The sequence below is a fragment of the Pigmentiphaga litoralis genome (genome assembly GCF_014651835.1).
Classification (GTDB): Bacteria; Pseudomonadota; Gammaproteobacteria; order Burkholderiales; family Burkholderiaceae_B; genus Pigmentiphaga; species Pigmentiphaga litoralis.
This window is the reverse complement of sequence record NZ_BMXQ01000001.1, coordinates 2,912,973-2,932,374: the sequence shown is the minus strand read 5'-3', so window position 1 is coordinate 2,932,374 and position 19,402 is coordinate 2,912,973. Positions and strand designations below refer to the sequence as shown.

17 protein-coding genes are annotated in these 19,402 nt (G+C 64.5%); 14 read left to right on the top strand and 3 right to left on the bottom strand.

Features of this window, described 5'->3' with window-relative positions; translation table 11 throughout:
- Positions 1 to 49 precede the first annotated feature (49 nt).
- The 6 genes from IE116_RS13350 to IE116_RS13325 all read left to right on the top strand — a co-directional run bounded on the left by IE116_RS13350 (position 50) and on the right by IE116_RS13325 (position 6,987).
- Positions 50 to 715, top strand: a complete 666-nt coding sequence (locus IE116_RS13350; RefSeq protein ID WP_189613161.1) for an ABC transporter ATP-binding protein — start codon at positions 50 to 52, stop codon at positions 713 to 715.
- Complete coding sequence (locus tag IE116_RS13345; protein ID WP_189613159.1) at positions 715 to 3,192, top strand: FtsX-like permease family protein; 2,478 nt, start codon at positions 715 to 717, stop codon at positions 3,190 to 3,192. The genes IE116_RS13350 and IE116_RS13345 overlap by 1 nt, the downstream gene beginning before the upstream one ends.
- On the top strand, positions 3,182 to 4,303 hold the full coding sequence (locus tag IE116_RS13340) for a lipocalin-like domain-containing protein (RefSeq protein WP_229828144.1): 1,122 nt from the start codon (positions 3,182 to 3,184) through the stop codon (positions 4,301 to 4,303). Before IE116_RS13345 ends, IE116_RS13340 begins: the two co-directional genes overlap by 11 nt.
- Positions 4,304 to 4,497: 194 nt before the next feature.
- Positions 4,498 to 5,541, top strand: a complete 1,044-nt coding sequence (locus IE116_RS13335; RefSeq protein ID WP_189613157.1) for a CDP-6-deoxy-delta-3,4-glucoseen reductase — start codon at positions 4,498 to 4,500, stop codon at positions 5,539 to 5,541.
- Positions 5,542 to 5,563: 22 nt separating this feature from the next.
- On the top strand, positions 5,564 to 6,094 hold the full coding sequence (locus tag IE116_RS13330) for a VOC family protein (protein WP_189613155.1): 531 nt from the start codon (positions 5,564 to 5,566) through the stop codon (positions 6,092 to 6,094).
- Positions 6,091 to 6,987 carry a fumarylacetoacetate hydrolase family protein gene (locus tag IE116_RS13325; RefSeq protein WP_189613152.1) on the top strand — a complete coding sequence of 299 codons (897 nt, stop codon included), beginning with the start codon at positions 6,091 to 6,093 and terminating at the stop codon, positions 6,985 to 6,987. The genes IE116_RS13330 and IE116_RS13325 overlap by 4 nt, the downstream gene beginning before the upstream one ends.
- A gap of 13 nt (positions 6,988 to 7,000) precedes the next feature.
- Here IE116_RS13325 and IE116_RS13320 read toward each other — a convergent pair whose 3' ends face one another.
- A complete protein-coding gene (locus IE116_RS13320; RefSeq protein ID WP_189613150.1) occupies positions 7,001 to 7,930 on the bottom strand; it encodes a LysR family transcriptional regulator in 930 nt (309 codons plus the stop codon).
- Between the two features lie 131 nt (positions 7,931 to 8,061).
- Here IE116_RS13320 and IE116_RS13315 point away from each other — a divergent pair, with 131 nt between their 5' ends.
- Together IE116_RS13315 and IE116_RS13310 are read left to right on the top strand one after the other, a co-directional pair.
- Entirely contained in the window at positions 8,062 to 9,228 is a 1,167-nt protein-coding gene (locus IE116_RS13315) for an ABC transporter substrate-binding protein (protein ID WP_189613148.1), read from the top strand.
- Positions 9,229 to 9,955: 727 nt separating this feature from the next.
- Positions 9,956 to 10,924, top strand: coding sequence for a tripartite tricarboxylate transporter substrate binding protein (locus IE116_RS13310; protein ID WP_189613146.1), 969 nt, complete (start codon positions 9,956 to 9,958; stop codon positions 10,922 to 10,924).
- Positions 10,925 to 10,988: 64 nt separating this feature from the next.
- On the opposite strand, the gene ggt is transcribed toward IE116_RS13310, so the two are convergent.
- Positions 10,989 to 12,614 (bottom strand): gamma-glutamyltransferase, encoded by a 1,626-nt coding sequence (gene ggt / locus IE116_RS13305; RefSeq protein WP_189613144.1) that lies wholly within the window; start codon positions 12,612 to 12,614, stop codon positions 10,989 to 10,991.
- 189 nt (positions 12,615 to 12,803) lie between these two features.
- Here ggt and IE116_RS13300 point away from each other — a divergent pair, with 189 nt between their 5' ends.
- The 6 genes from IE116_RS13300 to IE116_RS13275 are packed head-to-tail and all read left to right on the top strand — an operon-like array spanning position 12,804 to position 18,865.
- Complete coding sequence (locus tag IE116_RS13300; RefSeq protein WP_189613143.1) at positions 12,804 to 13,346, top strand: cysteine dioxygenase family protein; 543 nt, start codon at positions 12,804 to 12,806, stop codon at positions 13,344 to 13,346.
- A gap of 38 nt (positions 13,347 to 13,384) precedes the next feature.
- On the top strand, positions 13,385 to 14,389 hold the full coding sequence (locus IE116_RS13295) for a zinc-binding dehydrogenase (RefSeq protein ID WP_189614619.1): 1,005 nt from the start codon (positions 13,385 to 13,387) through the stop codon (positions 14,387 to 14,389).
- A 34-nt stretch (positions 14,390 to 14,423) separates the two neighbouring features.
- Positions 14,424 to 14,846: a PaaI family thioesterase gene (locus IE116_RS13290; RefSeq protein WP_189613141.1), complete on the top strand. Its 423-nt coding sequence runs from the start codon at positions 14,424 to 14,426 to the stop codon at positions 14,844 to 14,846.
- Between the two features lie 6 nt (positions 14,847 to 14,852).
- Complete coding sequence (locus IE116_RS13285; protein WP_189613139.1) at positions 14,853 to 15,695, top strand: VOC family protein; 843 nt, start codon at positions 14,853 to 14,855, stop codon at positions 15,693 to 15,695.
- 22 nt (positions 15,696 to 15,717) lie between these two features.
- Positions 15,718 to 17,229, top strand: coding sequence for a class I adenylate-forming enzyme family protein (locus IE116_RS13280; RefSeq protein WP_189613137.1), 1,512 nt, complete (start codon positions 15,718 to 15,720; stop codon positions 17,227 to 17,229).
- Positions 17,230 to 17,257: 28 nt separating this feature from the next.
- Positions 17,258 to 18,865: a UbiD family decarboxylase gene (locus IE116_RS13275; protein ID WP_229828143.1), complete on the top strand. Its 1,608-nt coding sequence runs from the start codon at positions 17,258 to 17,260 to the stop codon at positions 18,863 to 18,865.
- Here IE116_RS13275 and IE116_RS13270 read toward each other — a convergent pair whose 3' ends face one another.
- Positions 18,866 to 19,339 (bottom strand): Lrp/AsnC family transcriptional regulator, encoded by a 474-nt coding sequence (locus IE116_RS13270; RefSeq protein ID WP_189613135.1) that lies wholly within the window; start codon positions 19,337 to 19,339, stop codon positions 18,866 to 18,868. It abuts the gene before it with no gap.
- Between the last annotated feature and the right edge of the window lie 63 nt (positions 19,340 to 19,402).

The following is a 19,402-nucleotide window of genomic DNA, read 5'->3' as shown; positions in this document are numbered from 1 at the left end:
CCTGCAACCTGGGGTTATCCTTGACGCTTCGGTTCGCGGAGCTTCCCAGGTGCTAGTTGTAGAGAATGTCGGCAAGTCTTTCACCACGGCCCAGGGCACATTGCCCGTACTTCGCGGCGTGGACCTGCAGGTGGCAACCGGCACCAGCCTGGCCTTGATGGGCGAATCAGGCAGCGGCAAGAGCACCTTGCTGCACCTGATTGCCGGCCTGGACCGGCCCGACAGTGGCCGCATCGAAGTCGCAGGCGAAGCACTGACCGGCCGCAATGAAGCCGATCTGGCGCGCTGGCGCCGCGAGGGCATCGGCCTCGTCTTTCAGCAATACAACCTCATCAGCAGCCTGACGGTCGGCGCCAACCTGGCCTTCCAGGCGCGTCTGGCCGGTCGCAACGACCTCGCCTGGAATACCCGCCTGGCCGAACGACTGGGCCTGGGGGCGCTGTTGTTGCGTTACCCGGAACAACTGTCGGGTGGCCAACAACAGCGGGTCGCGATTGGCCGCGCGCTGGCCGGGCGCCCGTCGCTGGTCCTGGCCGACGAACCGACCGGCAGCCTGGACGAAGCCAGCAGCGATACCGTGCTGGACCTGCTGCTGGAACTGGTGGGCGAAGCGGGCAGCACGCTGCTGATGGTGACGCACAGCGCCCGGCTGGCCGCGCGCCTGAACCGCCGCGTGCATCTGCAAGGCGGGCGCGTGCTGCCTGCGGAGGCCTGATGCGCACGCTGCGGATCACCTTGCTCGCGCTGCTCAGCCATTGGCGGCGGCACCCCCTGCAGTTCTTCAGCATACTGATCGGCTTGTGGCTGGCCACGGCGCTGTGGACGGGCGTCGAGGCGCTCAACAGTCAGGCGCGCGCCGACTATGCCCGCGCCAGCGCCATGCTGTCCGCGCCCTCGCAATCGCAACTGGTCCCAAGGCAAGGACAACGTTTCGACCAGGATCTGTACGTAGCCCTGCGGCGCGCAGGTTGGGCGGTATCGCCGGTGCTGGAAGGCCGGGTGCGCTTTGCCGGCGAGACCCTGACCAGTGTCGAAGTGCTGGGCATCGAACCACTCAGCTTGCCGGTGGGAACGTCGGTGGCCGGACAGGCCGAACGCGCCTTCGACCTGACCGGCTTTATCGGAACGCCAGGCGAAGCCTGGATCGCGCCCGACACCTTGCAGCGCCTGGGCCTGACCGCGGGTGCGCAGGCCACGACCAGTGACGGTCAGCGGCTGCCGCCGCTGGTGCCGCGCGGGGAGCTGGCGCCCGGCGTGATCGTCGTCGACATTGGCGCGGCGCAAGCGCTGCTGTCGGCGCCCGGGCAGGTGTCGCGTCTGCTGGTCGATGCGGATCTGGCCGGGGGCCAGCCGCCGCTCCCGGCCGCTGCGGCGGCCGCATTGCAGTGGCGCGCGTCCGAAGATGGCGGCGATCTTCAGCGACTGACCGAAAGCTTCCACCTGAATCTGACGGCGCTCGGGATGCTGGCTTTTATCGTGGGCCTGTTCATCGTGCATGCGTCGATCGGCCTGGCGCTGGAGCAACGTCGGGGCGTGTTGCGCACGCTGCGCGCCTGCGGCGTGAACCTCAGCACACTGATCAGTGCACTGGCCGTCGAGCTGGGCGCGTTCGCGATCATCGGTGGACTGGCCGGCGTGATCAGCGGCTATCTGCTGGCCAGCGTCCTTCTGGGCAACGTCGCGTCCAGCCTGCGCGGCCTGTATGGGGCCGAAGTGTCGGGGCAACTGAGCCTGTCGCCAAGCTGGTGGATCGCCGGCGTGGCCATCAGCCTGCTTGGCGCCTTGCTGGCGGGCTGCAGCAGCCTGTTGCGCGCCGCGCGCCTGCCCCTGCTCGCCATCGCTCAGGCCCAGGCCTGGCGCATTGCGCAGGGGGTGTGGCTGCGGCGCCAGGCCGTGCTCGCGATCGTGCTGGCGATCCTGGCCGTGGGGTGCTGGCAGTTTGGCAACAGCCTGCTCAGCGCCTTGCTCATGATGGGCGCGATCCTGCTGGCCGGCGCCTTGTTGCTTCCCGCGCTGCTCGACGCGGCCCTGGCGGGCCTGGCGCGGGTATGCCGGGGGCCGCTGACCGAATGGTTCATTGCCGACAGCCGCCAGCAATTGCCCGCCATGGCCCTGGCCTTGATGGCCTTGCTGCTGGCCCTGTCCGCCAGCGTGGGTGTGGGCAGCATGACCGAGGGCTTCCGCCAGACCTTCCTGGGCTGGCTCGATCAGCGCCTGTCGGCCGACCTGTACCTGACGCCACGCGACCCGGCCCAGTCCGCCGAGATCGCGTCGTGGGCCGCGGGCCAGCCGGGCGTCAAGGTGGTCCAGCCGCAGTGGCGCACCGACTTTCGCCTTCAGGGCTGGCCGGTGCAGGCGCAGGGCATCGTCGTGCAGCCGGCCTTTCCCGAACAGTGGCCCTTGCTGGAACAGGCCGATCGGGCCTGGGATCGGCTGGGTGCAGGGCAGGGTGTCATGCTCAGCGAACAACTGGGTCGCCGCCTGCATGTCGGCCTGAACGACACGCTGGTGCTGCCGTCGCCCGATGGCGAGCAGCGCCTGCCCATCGTTGGGGTCTACGCCGACTACGGCAATCCCAAGGGCCAGGTGCTGCTGGCTGCCGACAGGTTGCGCCAGCACTGGCCCGAGGCCGTCCTGACCAACCTGAGCATGCGGCTCGAACCCGGCCGCGCGGCCAGCCTGGCCGAAACGCTCAAGGATCGTTATGGCCTGGACAGTACGCGCGTGATCGACCAGACGACCATCAAACGCTGGTCGATCGATGTGTTCGAACGGACTTTCGCGGCGACCGGTGCGCTCAATACCCTGACGTTGGCGGTGGCGGGTATCGCGCTCTTTATCAGCCTGCTGACCCTGGGCCACAGCCGGGTCGGGCAGCTTGCGCCACTCTGGGCCCTGGGTGTCCGGCGCAGCCGCCTGGGGTGGCTCACCCTGGGCCAGACCTTGATGCTGGCGTGCCTGACGGTCTTGTTGGCAATGCCGCTCGGTCTGCTGCTTGCATGGTGCATGGTTGCGGTTGTCAACGTTCAGGCCTTTGGCTGGCGGCTGCCGCTGTACGTGTCGACGCTGCAACTGGTGCAGTTGGGATTGCTGGGTCTGCTCACCAGCCTGCTGGCAGCATGCGGACCCATCTGGCGGCTGGCGCGTCGTCAGCCTGCCGATCTGTTGAGGCAATTCGCCGATGAACGTTAAGCATTGCGCATTGCGCATGGGTGCGGCGCTGGCCGTCGTGGGCATGCTGTGCATGTCCGTGTTGGTGAGCGGCTGTGACCAGCCGGCCGAGGCGCCCCGCAGCGGCTTTGCGGGCCTGGGCGCCGACGCCGCCGCGTTTGCGCAGGTGGAACGCGGCAGGCCCTTGCGCTTTCCCGCGGACCATGGCCCGCACGACGGCTACCGGATCGAGTGGTGGTACGTCACTGCGAACCTGAAAGACGCGTCGGGCAAGGACTGGGGCGCGCAATGGACTTTGTTCCGTTCGGCGCTGCGACCGGGCGCCGATGTCGCTGGCTTTGGCAGCCCGAACGTGTGGATGGGCCATGCTGGTCTGACCAGTCCGACCGGACACCGCTATGCCGAAACGCTGGCACGCGGCGGCATCGGCCAGGCGGGTGTCACGGCCGCGCCGTTTCGCGCGTGGATCGACGACTGGCAGCTCGAAACCGCCGGCGGCCGCGACATCGACCGGCTGGCCATGCAGGCCACCGGCAAGGACTTTGCCTACCGGTTGCAACTGTCCACCCATCGCCCGCTCGTGCTGCATGGCGACGGCGGCTACAGCGAAAAGTCCGGCCTGGGCCAGGCCTCCTACTACTACAGCCAGCCGTTCTACACCGTCAATGGCGACATCGACGTCGATGGAAAGAAGATCGCCGTGACAGGCACGGCCTGGCTCGACCGTGAGTGGAGCAGTCAGCCCCTGGCCGCGACGCAGCAGGGATGGGATTGGTTTTCCCTGCACCTGGACAGTGGCGCCAAACTGATGCTGTTCCAGGTGCGGCAGACCGACGGCGCGCCCTATCGGGCAGGGACCTGGATCGCCGCCGAAGGCACGCTGCACGCACTGCGCGGCGAGCAGATCCAGCTCGAACCGCTCGCATCGACCCGGCAGGACACGGGCCGCAAGGTGCCGACGCAGTGGCGCGTGCGGGTGGCCGACATGAACGTGGACGTGACCGCCGAAGCGATCCAACCCCGCGCATGGATGGCGACCTCTTTTCCGTATTGGGAAGGGCCGGTGCGCCTGACGGCGGGCAAGGGCGGCGCGCCTGCGGGCCGCGGTTATCTGGAAATGACCGGCTACTGAGCCTTCTGAAGGGTGCGGGTATTCACTGACCCGTCGCCCCGCAAGGCGCGCCAATGCTGGACTATTGATGCAGTTAATTCTCGGGATTTTGCCCTGTTAATAGCTGCACAGGGCGCGAGTGATTAGACTGCGGGCAGAACCCCGGGAGACGGCGAGCGATCCAGCCCGCGACGGGGAAGATAGGCCCAAGACCTATGTCCTACACGATCACCCTGCATCCAAGCGGGCACACCTACCCTTGTTCCGCTGATACCCCCATCCTGAAAGCAGGCCTCGACACCGGCCTGTTCATGCCCTACAGCTGCCGCTCGGGCGTCTGCCGCACGTGCCGCGGCCGCGTGGTCTCGGGCGAAGTGGACTATGGCGGCGTCCACCCCAATTACCTGAGCGACGCCGACAAGGCCGAAGGGCTGGCGCTGTTGTGCTGCGCGAAGCCGCTGGGCGACCTGGTTGTCGAAGTCAACGAACTGGATCCGCAAGACGCGATCAAGTCCAAATTCATGCCGTGCCGGGTACTGAAGATGGAGCCGGCCAGCGATGACGTCATGATCGTTACCCTGGGCTTGCCCATGAACGAGCCGACGCTGTTCCGCGCCGGCCAGTACCTGGACATCCTCCGGCCGGACGGCACGCGCCGCAGCTATTCGATCGCGAACGTGCCGAGCAACGACGGCGTGCGTCAGGTCGAACTGCATATCCGCCGCATGCCCGGCGGCAAGTTCACCGAGCACGTCTTCACGGCCATGAAGCTGCGCGAAATCCACCGCATCGAAATGCCCCTGGGATCGTTCTTCTTGCGCGAAGACTCCGATGCGCCGATCGTGATGCTGGCGTCGGGCACCGGCTTTGCACCCATCAAGTCGCTGCTGGAGCAGACCCTGCAGCGCGGCCTGCGCCGGCCCATTACCTTGTACTGGGGGGGACGCACGCGGGCCGATCTGTACATGGCCAGCCTGGCCGAGTCCTGGGCCGCCGCGCACGACCACATCACGTTCATCCCTGTACTGAGCAATGCCACCGACGCATGCGCATGGACCGGCCGCACGGGCTTTGTCCACCAGGCCGTGATGCAGGACTTTCCGGACATGTCGGGCGTGCAGGTCTACGCCTGCGGCGCGCCCGTCATGGTCGAATCCGCGCGTCATGATTTCACGATCACCTGCCGGCTGCCCGAGGACGCATTCTTTGCCGATGCCTTCCTGAGCGAAGCCGACCGCAACCGGCCGCCACAGGCCTGAATCCCCACCTACGGAGACTGTCATGCTGCCAGAAAATTGTCGTGTCGATCCTCCCACCCACCCGTCCGTCGTCAAGCCTTTCTGCCTGGGCCACGGCACGCTGGAGTGTTTCAGCCTGAAGGCGTCGCGCCGCTTCTACGAGGAGTTCCTGGGCCTGGAATGCGTGCGTCATGGCAAGCCCGCCATGGCCGTGCGGCTGGCGCAGCGCTTCCACGTGATCTGCGTCGAAGTCGGTGATCAGGTCCATCCGACCAACCTCCTCAATCACTGGGGGCTGGACGTCGAGACGCGCGAAGAAGTGGATCAGGCCCACGCAGCCGCGGTCCGCGACAAAGACAAGTACGGCATCCGGCAGGTGTTGCCGCCGCAAGAAATGCACGGCGTGTATTCGTTCTACCTGGAAGACCTGGACCACAACTGGTGGGAAATCCAGTGGTACGAAAACGGCTTCCAGCATGACGATCTGTTCGACTACGGCGACCGGTTTTCGATGGACGACGCCGCCGACATCGGCAGCCTGGAAGAACTGAAGGTCAAGGGATCCGCATCATGATCCAGCTCGTGACGATCGAGCACGAAGGCGCGCGCAAGACCGGCCTGCTGCACGAAGGCAAGATCTACGCGTCGCCGCGCTATGCGGGCGTGCAGGAAGTGCTGGAAGACTGGCCGCGCGCCACGGAAAAGCTGGCGACGCTGGGCCGCGAGCTGCCTGGCCGCGAGTACGTGTCCGGCGCCACGCTGCTCGCGCCGCTGCCAGCGCCGCGCACCATCTACTTTGCGGGCGTCAACTACAGCGACCACGTGGAAGAGATGAAGCGCGTGCTGGGCATGCCGCTCGAAGGCGACCCCAAGAGCAAGGGCTTTCTGCCCTGGCACAACATCAAGGCCGGCGGCGCCACCGTGGTGGGACCCGATGCGCACGTGCGCATTCCGGCGGGCTCGACCATGCTGGACTGGGAAATCGAGCTGGGCGTGGTCATTGGCCGAACCTGCAAGGACGTCCCGGTCGACGAAGCCATGGACTATGTGGCGGGCTACGTGGTGACGAACGACCTGTCGGCGCGTGACTGGGTGTCGCGGCCCAATGTGCCCGACACGTCTCCGTTCCGCTGGGACTGGATCGGGCAAAAGTCGTTCGACGGTTCGTGCCCGATGGGCCCGGCGATCACGCCCGCGCAGTTCATTGGCGACCCCATGTCCCTGTCGATGAAGCTGTGGGTCAACGGCGAACTGATGCAGGACTCGAACACGTCGCAGATGCTGTTCACGATTGCGGACCAGATCGCGCAGCTCAGTTCACGCATCACGCTGATGCCGGGTGACCTCATCCTGACAGGCACGCCGTCGGGCGTGGGCATGGCGCGCAAGCAATTCCTGAAAGCGGGCGATGTGGTGCGTCAGTGGATCGAGAACATCGGCGAGTTCGAATTCACGATCACGGAGTGACCAGGGGCGTTCTTCATGCCGATGTACGGGGCGCCGTCAGCGGATTGATCTGGATGTCGTGCACGCACTCGATCACCTGCTGGCGGAACCACAGGTTGGCCGGGTCCTTGTGGAAACGGTCATGCCAATACAGCGCGACATCGAAATTGCCCATGGGCATGGGCAGGGGTTTGACGGCCAGGGGGAAATGCTTGCGAAGCTCAACCACCAGCGATTCCGGGCAGGTCCAGATCAGGTCCGAGCGCAGCACGAGATGGGGCGCGGCCAGGTACTGCGGCATGCGCACGCGGATGCGGTCCTTGGCGCCGGCATCGATCAACGCGCGCTCGAGCAGCACGTGACCGCTGCCGGCGTATTCGACCAGCAGGTGCTGCTGCGACAGAAAGCGCTTGAGCGTGAGTTCGGCATTTGCCAACGGGTGGTCGTTGCGCATCACGCACAGGTAGCGCTGCTTGAACAACACCTTCTTGTGGATATTGCGTTCCAGCGCGGGCAGGTAGCCCAGCGCGACATCCATGCGGCCGGTGGACAGGCCGTGCACCGTTTCTTCGATGGGAGCGAACATGACGTTGATCTTGACCCGCGGCGCGACGTCTTCCATCCGGGCAAACAGGTTGGGAAGCACAACGACTTCGCCCACGTCGCGCGTGCGGATCGTGAAGGACCGGGTGGACTCCCCCGCATCGAACGAGGTCTGCACGCCGGTCGTCTTGCGGATGGCGTTGAGCGCCTCCAGCAATGACGGCGCGATGCTGGTTGCCATCGCGGTGGGTTCCATGCGCCGGCCCGCCAGCATGAAAAGCTTGTCGCCATATTCATCGCGCATCCGCTTGAGCGCGCTGCTGACGGCGCCTTGCGTCACGTCCAGGCTTTCGGCCGCAATGGTGACCGAGCGGTCACGCCACAGGGCTTCGAACACGTACAAAAGGTTGAGGTCTTTCATGTCGCGCCTGATCGGGAAACTATCAATGAGTTTAATACCGCGGAATCAATCAGCGCGATGGCCGGTAAACACGCCGGACCACATAATCGCTGCATAACAACGATGAGCCGACAGGCTTTGGGAGACACGCAATGAAAACGACGATGGTGATGGTGCTCGGCCTCGCGGGCCTCTGTACCGCGCCTGCAATGGCGCAGGTCAAGATCGGCTTTCTGGGTACCCTGTCCGGCCAGGCCGCCGACGTGGGCCGCGACCAGGCCGATGGCTTCATGCTGGCCGTGGAGCAGGGCAAGGGCAAGCTGGGGGGCTACGACGTCAAGGTCATCCAGGAAGACGACCAGATGAAGCCCGACGTCGGCATGCTGGGCCTGACCAAACTGCTGGAACGCGAGAAGGTCGACATCGTGACCGGCCTGACCTACGCCAACGTCATGATGGCCCTGCAGGCCAAGATCGGCGCCAGCAAGATTCCATTTGTGGGTTCGGTATCCGGCCCGTCGCCCCTGGCCGGCGCGCAATGCAAGCCCAACCTGTTCGTCACGTCATGGCAGAGCGATGCCACGGCCGAAGCCATGGGCAAATACCTGAACGACCAGAAAGTGGCCGACATCAGCATCATCGCGCCCAACTTTCTTGGCTCCAAAGACAAGGTCACCGGCCTGAAGCGCTTCTACAAAGGCAAGATCTCGAACGAAATCTACACGTCACTGACGCAGCTGGATTTCTCGGCCGAGCTCAGTCAGATCGGCGCGGCCAAGCCCGCCGGCGTGTTCGGCTTTTTCCCGGGCGGGCAGGGCGTGTCGTTCGTGCGCCAGTACCAGCAGATGGGCATGGGCAAGACCATCCCTCTGTACAGCGTGCACACCCTGGAGCCGACCAGCCTGGGCGCCATCGGCAAGGTCGCCTACGGCAACATCGTGGCCGAAGCCTGGCAGCCCAGCGCCGACAATGCGCAGAACAAGCAGTTTGTCGCGGCCTACGAAAAGAAATACGGCCGCACGCCCACGTCATTCGCCGCCTTCAGCTATGACGCCGCCATCTTGATTGGCGAAGCGCTGAAAAAGGTGGGGGGCAAGGCGTCCGACTCGCAGGCCTTCATCGACGCGATCCGCACCACGCCCTTCCCGTCGGTGCGCGGCGACTTCAAGTTCAACAAGAACAACTATCCCATCCAGAACTACAACATCTACCAGGTGGCCGAGGGCGCCGATGGCAAGCCTGCGTTCAAGATGCTGGTGAAGAACGTGCTGGCCTCGCATGGGGACGCGTATGCGGAGCAGTGTGGCGCCGCGAAGTAAGGCGTATCGACGTCCACAGAGTTGAGCCCAACGGCGCGTGGCCAGACTTCTGCATCTGGTCACGCGTTTTTTTGAGGTCCGATCACTCCGTCGGTCGGCATGCGTTTCTTCGGAACGACCCCTGCAGAGCATGCCAGGGCCGAAACCGCATGTTCCCGCAAAAAATATTTCTAGCGCGCGTCGCCCGGATCCTGCACCAAAGCAGGGGGCGCGGCTGGCGTTGATGCGTTTGTCAGGCAGGTGCCGGCCTCGTGGAGGGATGAGGCCGGATTCATCCTTGGTGACCCCCAGGCACGCCTGTGGTGCAGCCGCGCCGCAAGTTGGGCAACCAGCCCCGGCAGCGCAATACCGGGTTCCTCCAGGCAGCCCGTCGCGGCGATGCGATGAGCATGCTCAAAATTGAACGGCAGACTGCATCGCGACGGACAGGACGCACCTGACTGGGTCGTCCAATACCCTGCCGCCACCGCGCGGTGCACAGGCGATTCATCGCGGTGCATGGCCTTTTTCGCGCGATTTTCACCCTCTTGACGTTGCTCCGCCCCACGCTTTACCTTCCGTCCAGGTGCTGCGCCGCAGCACTTCGCTGGCAACCTCGGCCCCTCCCCCGTGGCATCCGCCCACGCTGTGGAGAACACGACCCCGCGGCAGTATTTAGCACTCGCAAGAGTTGTCCGAATACCGGGGCGCGTCTCAGTCGGGATCGCCCCTTGCAAAAGGGAATCCCATGCTACGTCACCGCCTCACCCTGCTTGCCGCGTGTTGCGCGGTATCGTTCGCCGCGTCCGTCCCGGCAGTTGCCGACGACTATCCCACCAAGGCCGTCAAACTGGTTGTCGGCTATACGCCAGGCGGACCGAACGACATCATGGCGCGCGCGCTGGCCGCGGAGCTGAATCTGGGCCAGACCGTCTACATCGAGAACCGAGGCGGCGCGTCGGGCAACATCGCCGCGGAAATGGTGGCGCGCGCCCCGGCCGACGGCTACACCTTGATGATGGAAACATCGAGCGGCGCCGCCAACGCGACGCTGTACCGCAAGCTCAATTACGACCTGCGCAAGGACTTCACCCACATTGCCTTCGTGGCGGCCTATCCGCTGGTGCTGGTGGTCCACCCCAGCGTACCGGCGACCAACGTCAAGGAACTGCTGGCGCTGGCCAAGGCCAAGCCCGGCGCATTGAACTATGCGTCGGGCGGCAGTGGCGGGGGCGCCCATCTGGCCACCGAATTGTTCAAGACCATGGCAGGCATCGACATGATGCACATCCCTTACAACGGCACGTCACCGGGCTTGCTGGGTGTGGTCGGTGGACAGGCGCAGGTCATGTTCGCGGCGGTGTCGGCAGCCATGCCGCACGTGCAGTCGGGACGCTTGCGTGCCTTGGGTGTGACCGGGCCGACGCGCACCGCCAGCGAGCCGGATATTCCCACCATTGCCGAGGCCGGGGTGCCGGGCTACGAGGTGCTGGGGTGGCTGGGGCTCGGCGCGCCGGCCGGCCTGCCGCCCGCCATAACCGCGAAGCTGAATGCCGCCGTCGCGCGTGCGGTGCGGTCGCCGCGCATGGCCGAATACATGGCCAAGGAAGGGTGGCAGCCCATGGTGATGAGCTCCGCCGAATACACCACGTTCTCGAACAACGAGATCGAGAAGTGGGGCAAGGTCGTGACGGATTCGGGTGCGCGTGTCGATTGACCATGCCGGCTCCTGGATCGCGGTGGGCCGCCCGGACGGCGCCCGCCGCTGTCGCTGCGCGTGCCTACCAGCCCGCGGCGATGCCGTCGCGGCGGCTGTCGCTGGCCGCCACATAGCCGCGGTCAGGATCGTCCGACAGCCGCCAGATGAACTGGCCCGACCCGAAGTCCATGTACGAATCCTCGACCGACTTCAAGACGTGCCCGCGCGCCTGCAGGCCCGTCACCACGTCGGCGGCCAGGGTCGTCTCCACGTCCAGGGTGTAGTCGCGGTTCAGCTTCCAGCGTGGCGCGTCGCAGGCGGCCTGCGGCTGCTGGTGGTAGTCGATCATGCGCACCAGGGTCTGCAGATGGCCCTGCGGCTGCATGTCACCCCCCATGACGCCGAAGCTCATGACCGGCTTGCCGTGCTGTGTCAGGAACGCCGGGATGATGGTCTGGAACGGCCGCTTGCCGCCCGCCACGACGTTGGGCGAACGGGGATCCATGGAAAAACCGGTGCCCCGGTTCTGCAGGCTGATGCCGGTGCCCGGGACGACGATGCCCGATCCGAAGCCCTGGTAGTTGGACTGGATGAACGAGACCATCATGCCGCTTTCGTCGGCCACCGACAGGTAGATGGTGCCGCCCGTGCCCGGCATCCCCGCCTCGGGCTGCGCCGCGCGTGTCATGTCGATCAACTTGGCGCGCTCGGTCAGGTAGGCGTCGTCGAGCATCTGGTCGGGCGTGACTTCCATCGAGCGGGGATCCGCGACGTAGCGGTAGACATCCGCAAAGGCGAGTTTCATGGCCTCGATCTGCAGGTGCTGGCTGTCGACGCCGTCGTTCGCCAGGCTGGCCAGGTCGAATTTGTCGAGGATGCCGAGTGCAATCAGCGCGCCGATGCCCTGACCGTTGGGGGGCAGTTCATGCACGTCGTACCCCCGGTAGGACTTGCTGATGGGCGTGACCCAGTCGCATTGATAGCCGCGCAGATCCCGGCCGGTCATGGCAGCGCCGTGGGTCGCCGAGTGCGCCGCCAGCGCTTGCGCAATCGCACTTTCGTAGAAGTCGCGCGGTCCCTGGTCCGCCAGCCGCTTCAAGGTACGCGCCGCATCGGGATAGCAGATCTTTTCACCTGGCGCAGGTGCGCGGCCATGCGGCAGGAACACGTCTGCGAAACCGGGCTGGCCGCGCAGTTCCGGTACGGCGGCAGCCCACTTGTAGGCAACGATGGCTGCGACCGGATGGCCACGCTCGGCGATCTCTATCGCCGGCTGCAGCAGATCGCCGAAGGGCAGCGATCCGAACTTGGCGTGCAGGGCTTCCCACCCCGCGATGGCTCCGGGCACGGTCACGGTGTCCCAGCCGCGCGCCGGACGTTTCGCCAGCCCTTTGCCGTCCTCGCCGTACTTCTTCCGGAAGTAGTCGGGAGACCAGGCGGCGGGCGATACACCGGACGCATTCAGGCCATGCAACTGGTGCCTGTCCCAGACGATGGCGAAGGCATCGCTGCCCAGTCCGCAAGAGACCGGTTCGACCAGCGTAAGCACGGCCGCGGCAGCGATGGCGGCGTCGATCGCATTGCCGCCTTGCTGCAGGATTTTGAGGCCAGCCTGCGCGGCAAGCGGATGGGAAGTGGCGACGACATTGCGGGCGAACACTGGCAATCGTACGGTGCGGTAAGCATTGTTCCAATCGAAATCGGGCACGTCGAACTCCTTGAAGACTCGGGTTGATCGTCCGGACAAAACACCTTTTTTCTTGCGCTTGAGAGAAATCACAATCTACACTTGGTGCAAGCAAGTAGAAAATAAAACCAATAAAAACGCACTAAAAGAATTTCGAATCTTTGTCTTAGCAGTTCAGCTTTTTCGATTGCCCAATGTTTGATTGAGGCCATGACGATGATCGAAGTTGAGGGAAGCAAGCAAAACGAAGCTCTGTGCGTTCTGGCGGATGAGATCCGTCACGCGTGCGCCGGGTGTACCGACGACATTCCCCATGCCTTGCGGCGCGCCCTGCGATCGGCGATCGCTCAACCCACTTTCCTGAGTGCGGCGCAGCGTGTCGGTCGCGCCGACAGCTACGCTCGCCACCTTCTGTACGCCGACGACGCCGGCCGCTTTTCGGTCGTCGCGATCGTCTGGGGCGCCGGCCAGTTCAGTCCCGTGCACGGCCATCACACCTGGTGCAGTTATGCCGTTGTCGCGGGCGTGCTGCAGGAAGAGTGCTACGCGTGGTCGGCAGACTGCCGGGCCGTGCGGCTGCAGGAACGGCGCACACGCTGCGTCGGTGATATCACCTTCACGTATGCGGGCATCCAGGAGGCGCATCGCCTCGGGAACCCCGGCGGCGAGGACGCCGTGTCGATCCATGTCTACGGCATCGACAGCCCCCGCGTCGCCACCCATGTCAATCGCCTGGTGCAGGCGGTCCTGTAAGCGGTCCACCCCAAGGAAGAACGATGAGCGAAAACACCATGAAAGCCTTGCTGCTCTCGCAGCACGGCGACCTGTCCGAACTGAAAGTCGTCTATGACTTTCCCAGGCCGCAAGTGATCGAGGGCCATGTCGTGATCCGCGTCGGCGCGTCCTCGTTCAACTACCACGATGTGTTCACGGTGCGTGGCATGCCGGGCATCAAGGTGCCGTTGCCGGTCATCATCGGCCTGGACATGGCGGGCGAGATCGTTGACGTCGGCGCGGGCGTCGAGGGCTGGGCGGCAGGCGACCGCGTGCTGGTCAATCCGCTCAACAAGAAGAAGGGCTTGATGGGGGAGATGCTCAATGGCGGCATGGCCGAATACTGCCTGGTGTCGAGCGACCAGCTGATCCGCATGCCTGACCAGGTCACGTTCGAAGAGGCCGCCTCGTTGCCGGTGGCCTACGGCACGGCGCACCGCATGATCGTGACGCACAACACCATCAAGAAAGGCGACAAGGTATTGGTGCTTGGCGCAAGCGGCGGCGTGGGCACCGGCTGCGTCATCCTGGCCAAGCTGCTGGGCGCGGAGGTGATCGCCTGCGCGGGTGGCGAGGACAAGATGGCACGGCTCAAGGATCTGGGCGCGGACCACGTCATCAACTACAAGGACGTCGATTTTTCGAAGTGGGCCATCGAGAAATACGGCAAGCCGCAGCGGCGGTCGAACGAAGGGGGTGTCGATGTCGTCATCAACTTCACGGGCGGCGATACCTGGGTGCCGTCCCTCAAGTGCATCAAGCGCGGCGGACGCCTGCTGGTCTGCGGCGCCACGGCCGGCCACGACCCCAAGGAAGATCTCCGGTACATCTGGAGCTTCGAGATCAACATCATGGGTTCGAACAGTTTCTACGACGACAACCTGTCCGCCCTGATGACGCTGATCCAGGAAGGCAAGATGAAGCCCGTCATCGACAAGGTGCTGCCGCTCGAACAGGCCGCCGAAGGCCTCGCCATGATCCAGGACCGCAAGGTTCTCGGCAAAGTCGTCATCGTTCCTTGAACCCCATCCGCTACCCCGACGCCCAGGAGGCTTTATGACCGACGACATCCTTACCGCAGAGAAAGTACAGGCCATGCTCACGCGGGGTCCTTTTCATCAATGGCTCGGCATCGAGGTGCTGAACGTGGGCGAAGGGGAAATCACCCTGAAAGCGACGTGGCGCGAAGAATGGGTGGTGAACCCCGACCGCAAGTACACGCACGGCGGCATTCTGGCCACGCTGGTCGACCTGACGGCCGACTGGGCGCTGGTATCCAAGACCGGCCGCGGCGTGCCGACGATCGACATGCGCGTCGACTACCACCGTGCCGCCATGCCCGGCGACCTGACGGCGACTGGCAAGGTGGTCAAGTGGGGATCGCAATTTTCAGTGGCCGAAGCGCATGTGTACGACAAGGACAAGGCGCTGGTGGCGAGTGGCCGCGGCGTGTACCTGACCGCACCGCCCAAGGCGTAGTCGCCCATGTCCGCGCCTTCGGTCGATCATGCCGTCATCAACGTCCTGTACGACATGGACGCCGCGGCGGACGTGTTCCGCGCGCTGGGATTCCATCTCACGCCGCGGGGCTTCCATTCACTCGGTTCGATCAATCATTTGATGATGTTCGGCCACGATTATCTGGAACTGGTTGGTCTGCCGACCGGCACGGACAAGATACGGCGGGAAGTGGCGGACAGTCCACGCGGCCTGAATGGCCTGGTGTTCCTGAGCAAGGATGCCGATGCCGAGTACGCCCGGCTGCTGGCTGCGGGGGTGCCGACGGAACTGCCGCTGGCTTTTGGCCGACCGGTCGACCTGGACGGCACGACGCAGGAAGCCAGGTTCAGGACGGTCCGGCTCAAGCCGGGATTCGTGCAAGGCGGCCGGGTGTACTTCTGCGAGCAGCGCACGCGCCATCTGGTGTGGCGGCCGGAATGGCAGACGCATGCCAATGGCGCCATCGCCATCGCAGGCTTCACGGTGGTCGTGCCCGATCCCGATGACGAGGCCCGGCGGTATGCCACGGTGCTTGGCGATGTCGCCATCGAGCGCAGCGCCGACACGGCAACCTTGCGGCTGGGTGATTTTGTGCTTGAGTTGATGACGGCTGGCGGCTATGTCGACCGATACGGCGACCAGGCGTTTGTTGCGGAGGGCCGCGACGCGTACATGGGCGCGGTCACCTTGCGGACGACGTCATTGGCGCAGGTCGATGCCTGCTTTTCCGCAGCCCGGGATCACGGAATCGATTGCCGTCGCGATCCCACGCGCGCCACGGTGTCGGCCAGTTCCGCTTTCGATTCCGTTATCGCTTTCATTGAATGACCGTGGCGCAAGGAGACAGCGCATGCATGCCCTGACCAATCTGGGTGATCTGTTCGACCGGAACAAGCCCGACAAGCCTGCGATCATCGACCTGAGCGGCGACGCGCCGCGCACCTACAGCTACCAGGAACTGGATGCGATGGCCAAGGGCGTGGCGCGTTCGCTGGTGGCCAAGGGCTATCGCCGGGGCGACCGGATCGCCATCCTGTCGGCCAACAATGCCGAATACGTTGCCGTGCTCTACGGCACGATGCGCGCAGGCTTGATTCCGGTGCCGGTCAACTTCAAGTTTCCCCGGGCCTTGATCCATTACGTGATCGAGGATTCCGGCGCCCGCATGATCTTCCACGATGAAGCCCGTCGTGACGACTGCCCGTCGGGGATGCCGGCCGTGGCCTTCGGCACTACCGGTGAACAAGGCTTCGATGCCTTTCTGGATCCGGGCCCCTTTGATGCCATCGTGCCGCAGCAGGGCGAGACGGCGGTGTTCCTGTATACGTCGGGATCCACCGGCAAGCCCAAGGGCGTGATGTTGTCGCATCAAAGTCATCTGTGGGTCGTTGCATCGCGCCTTGCCGGGCAGGAACTGGAGCGGCACCGCTATCTGATCGCGGCGCCGCTGTATCACATGAATGCGCTGGCGCTGACGCAGCTGTCGAGCGCCGCGCATGCCACTGTCGTGCTGCTGTCGCAATTCACGACGGGGTCCTACGCCGATGCCATCGGGCAGTACCAGTGCACATGGTTGACGGCCGTCCCGCCCATGATTGCGATGATGCTCCGCGATACCGAAGCCGTCGCACGCGCCGACCTGTCCAGCGTCGAATTCCTGCGGATGGGATCGGCGCCGGTCAGTCCCAGCCTGATTGCGGGTATCCACGCGGCCATGCCGAACGCAAAGATCAGCAATGCCTACGGCACGACCGAAGGCGGCCCGCTGGTGTTCGGTCCCCACCCTGCGGGTATCCCGCAACCGACCCTGTCGGTCGGCTACAAGCACCCGCTGGTCGACCTGCGGCTGGTTGACGGTGACAACCAGGATGCCGACCGCGGGCTGCTGGAAATGCGCTGCCCGTCGTTGATGACGGGCTACCACAACCGGCCGGACCTGAAGCCACCGTTTACCGAAGACGGGTTCTACAAGACGGGTGATGTGTTCACGCGGGACGAGAACGGCTTCCACTACTTCGTTGGCCGTGTCGACGACATGTTCGTATGCGGCGGCGAAAACATCTACCCGAGCGACGTGGAAAAAATGCTGGAGCGGCACCCGGACGTGGCCCAGGCCTGTGTCGTTCCCATCGACGACGAAATCAAGGGCCAGAAGCCGGTGGCCTTCATCGTGCCGCGCGAAGGCGCAACGCTGACCGAAGAGGCCGTCAAGACATTCGCGCTGGCCAACGCGGCGGCCTATCAACATCCGCGTTTCGTCTGGTTCCTGCCAAGGCTGCCTTTGGCCACCACCAACAAGATCGACCGCAACGCCCTGATCGAGATCGCGAAGACCCGCGCAGGCGCCGCCCTGGCGGGTTGACCGCCGCCGACCGACACAAGGACATGACATGCATCCCATGAACGAAAATTTTCGTAGCTTCCTGGACCGGCTGCGCGCGGCCGATGAGCTGGTTGACATCCATCAGCCCGTGGACATCCGCCATGTGGCCACCCTGGTGGACCAGAGCGACAAGGCCTTGTTGTTCCATGACGTGATCGGCTACGACATGCCGCTGCTGTCCGGCATTATCCGGACGCGCAACCGCACCATCATGTCGATGGGCTGCGAGACCTATCGCGAAATCGAAGCCAAGCTCGACCACGGCATCAACAATCCGATTTCTCCGGTGTATGTCGATCATTCCCCAGCCAAGGAAGTGATCATCACAGGAGACGACATCGATCTGTACAAGCTGCCGATTCCCATGTCGTCGATCTTCGACGGCGGCCCCATGATCACCGCTGGCGTGATCATCGCGAAGGACCCGGAATACGGGGTGAACACCGGCATCTACCGGCTGATCGTGAAAGAGAAGGGCTTGACCGGCATCGACATCGTGACGCCGAACAACATGCGGCGTTTTGCGCAGCGCGCCTATGAGGCCGGCAAGCCATGTCCGATTTCGATTTCCATCGGCACCCACCCCATGGAAATCATGGGCGCCGGCTACCGCGCGCCCATTGGCGTGGACGAGATGGCGATCGCCGGTGGCATTCGCGGCTGCCCGGTCGAACTGGCGCAGTGCGAGACGATCGATCTGCCCTTCATTGCCGATGCCGAAATCGTGATCGAAGCGGAGATCCTGCCGACCGGCTGGACCCAGCCCGAAGGGCGGTTTGGCGAATTCACTGCATTGATGGGCGGCCTGCACTGGAACCCCAACGTCCGCATCAAGGCGATCCTGCATCGGCGCGACGCGATCTACTACGCCCTGCACATGCCGTGGGAAAACACGTGGCTGGCGGCCCCGACGCGCTATCAGGCCATCCGCACGGCGCTCAAGACGGCGGGCGTACAGGTCAAGGACATCAACGTGACCCTGGGCGGGCGCGCCTTCTGGCATGCGGTGATCTCGATCAAGAAGCAGGCGGGTGAGGGCAAGAATGCGCTGCTGGCGGCGCTGTCGGTCATGGACCTGAAACACGTCGTGGTCGTTGACGATGACATCGATGTGTTCAATGGCGAGGAAGTCGAGTGGGCGATCGCCACGCGCGTGCAGGGCGACCGCGACATCTTCATCATTCCCGGGGCGCGCGCCAAGCCGCTGGATCCCAGCCTGGCAGTCATGCCGCCCGGCGTGGTGCCGACCGGCGCCAAGGTGGGCATCGATGCGACGATTTCCGAGGGCATTCCGCATGAGCGCTTCGAGCGGATTTCGTATGCCTACGCGGATACGGCCAAGATTGCCGACTACCTGGCCGGCAAGGCGGACCCGAACGTGGTGGCGGGCATCGAGAAGGTGGGCGAGGCGGCCGACGCCATCTTTGCCGCCATCGAGACGGCGCCCTTGTACTACACCGAGATTGCCGACCGGTTCGCGGCCGATTACGACTTCAACACGATTGCCCGCGCCCTGGGGTCCTTGCACGAAGCCCAGCGGCTCTGGCAGACCGCCGAAGGCCGCATGTGCGTGCGCGGATCGTCGTTTGCGGCAAAACCGCCCGGGTCACGCTGATCACTCCGCGTCGCTGCTCTCATCCAGCAGCGGCAGCGCCGTGGAGTATTTTATTTTTTCCATGACGAAGCGGGAACTGACATCGAAGACTTCTACCGCGCGGATCAGTTTCCGGTACACCGCGTCGTAGCCTTCGATGTCGCGCACGACAACGCGAAGGAGATAATCGACGTCACCGCTCATGCGGTAGACGTCGACGATCTCGGGCACTTCGCGCACGATCTTGGCAAACTTGCGCAGCCAGGCATCGTTGTGGCGGTTCGTCCGGATCTCGACGAAGACCGTCAATTTCAGATCAATCTTTGCGGGGTCGCATAGCACCACCTGTTTGGTGATGACGCCGTCTTCCCGAAGCTTTTGCACCCGCTTCCAGCAGGGCGTTGTCGACAGTCCGACACGTTTGGCCAGCTCGCTGACAGGCAGCGTCGCGTCCTCTTGCAGGACCGTCAGGATCCTGCGGTCGATATCGTCCATGGTTTCTCACAGGCTCGGTAATCGGAGCGTACTCGCCCGATGATGGGTGGTCCGCGAGTGTAC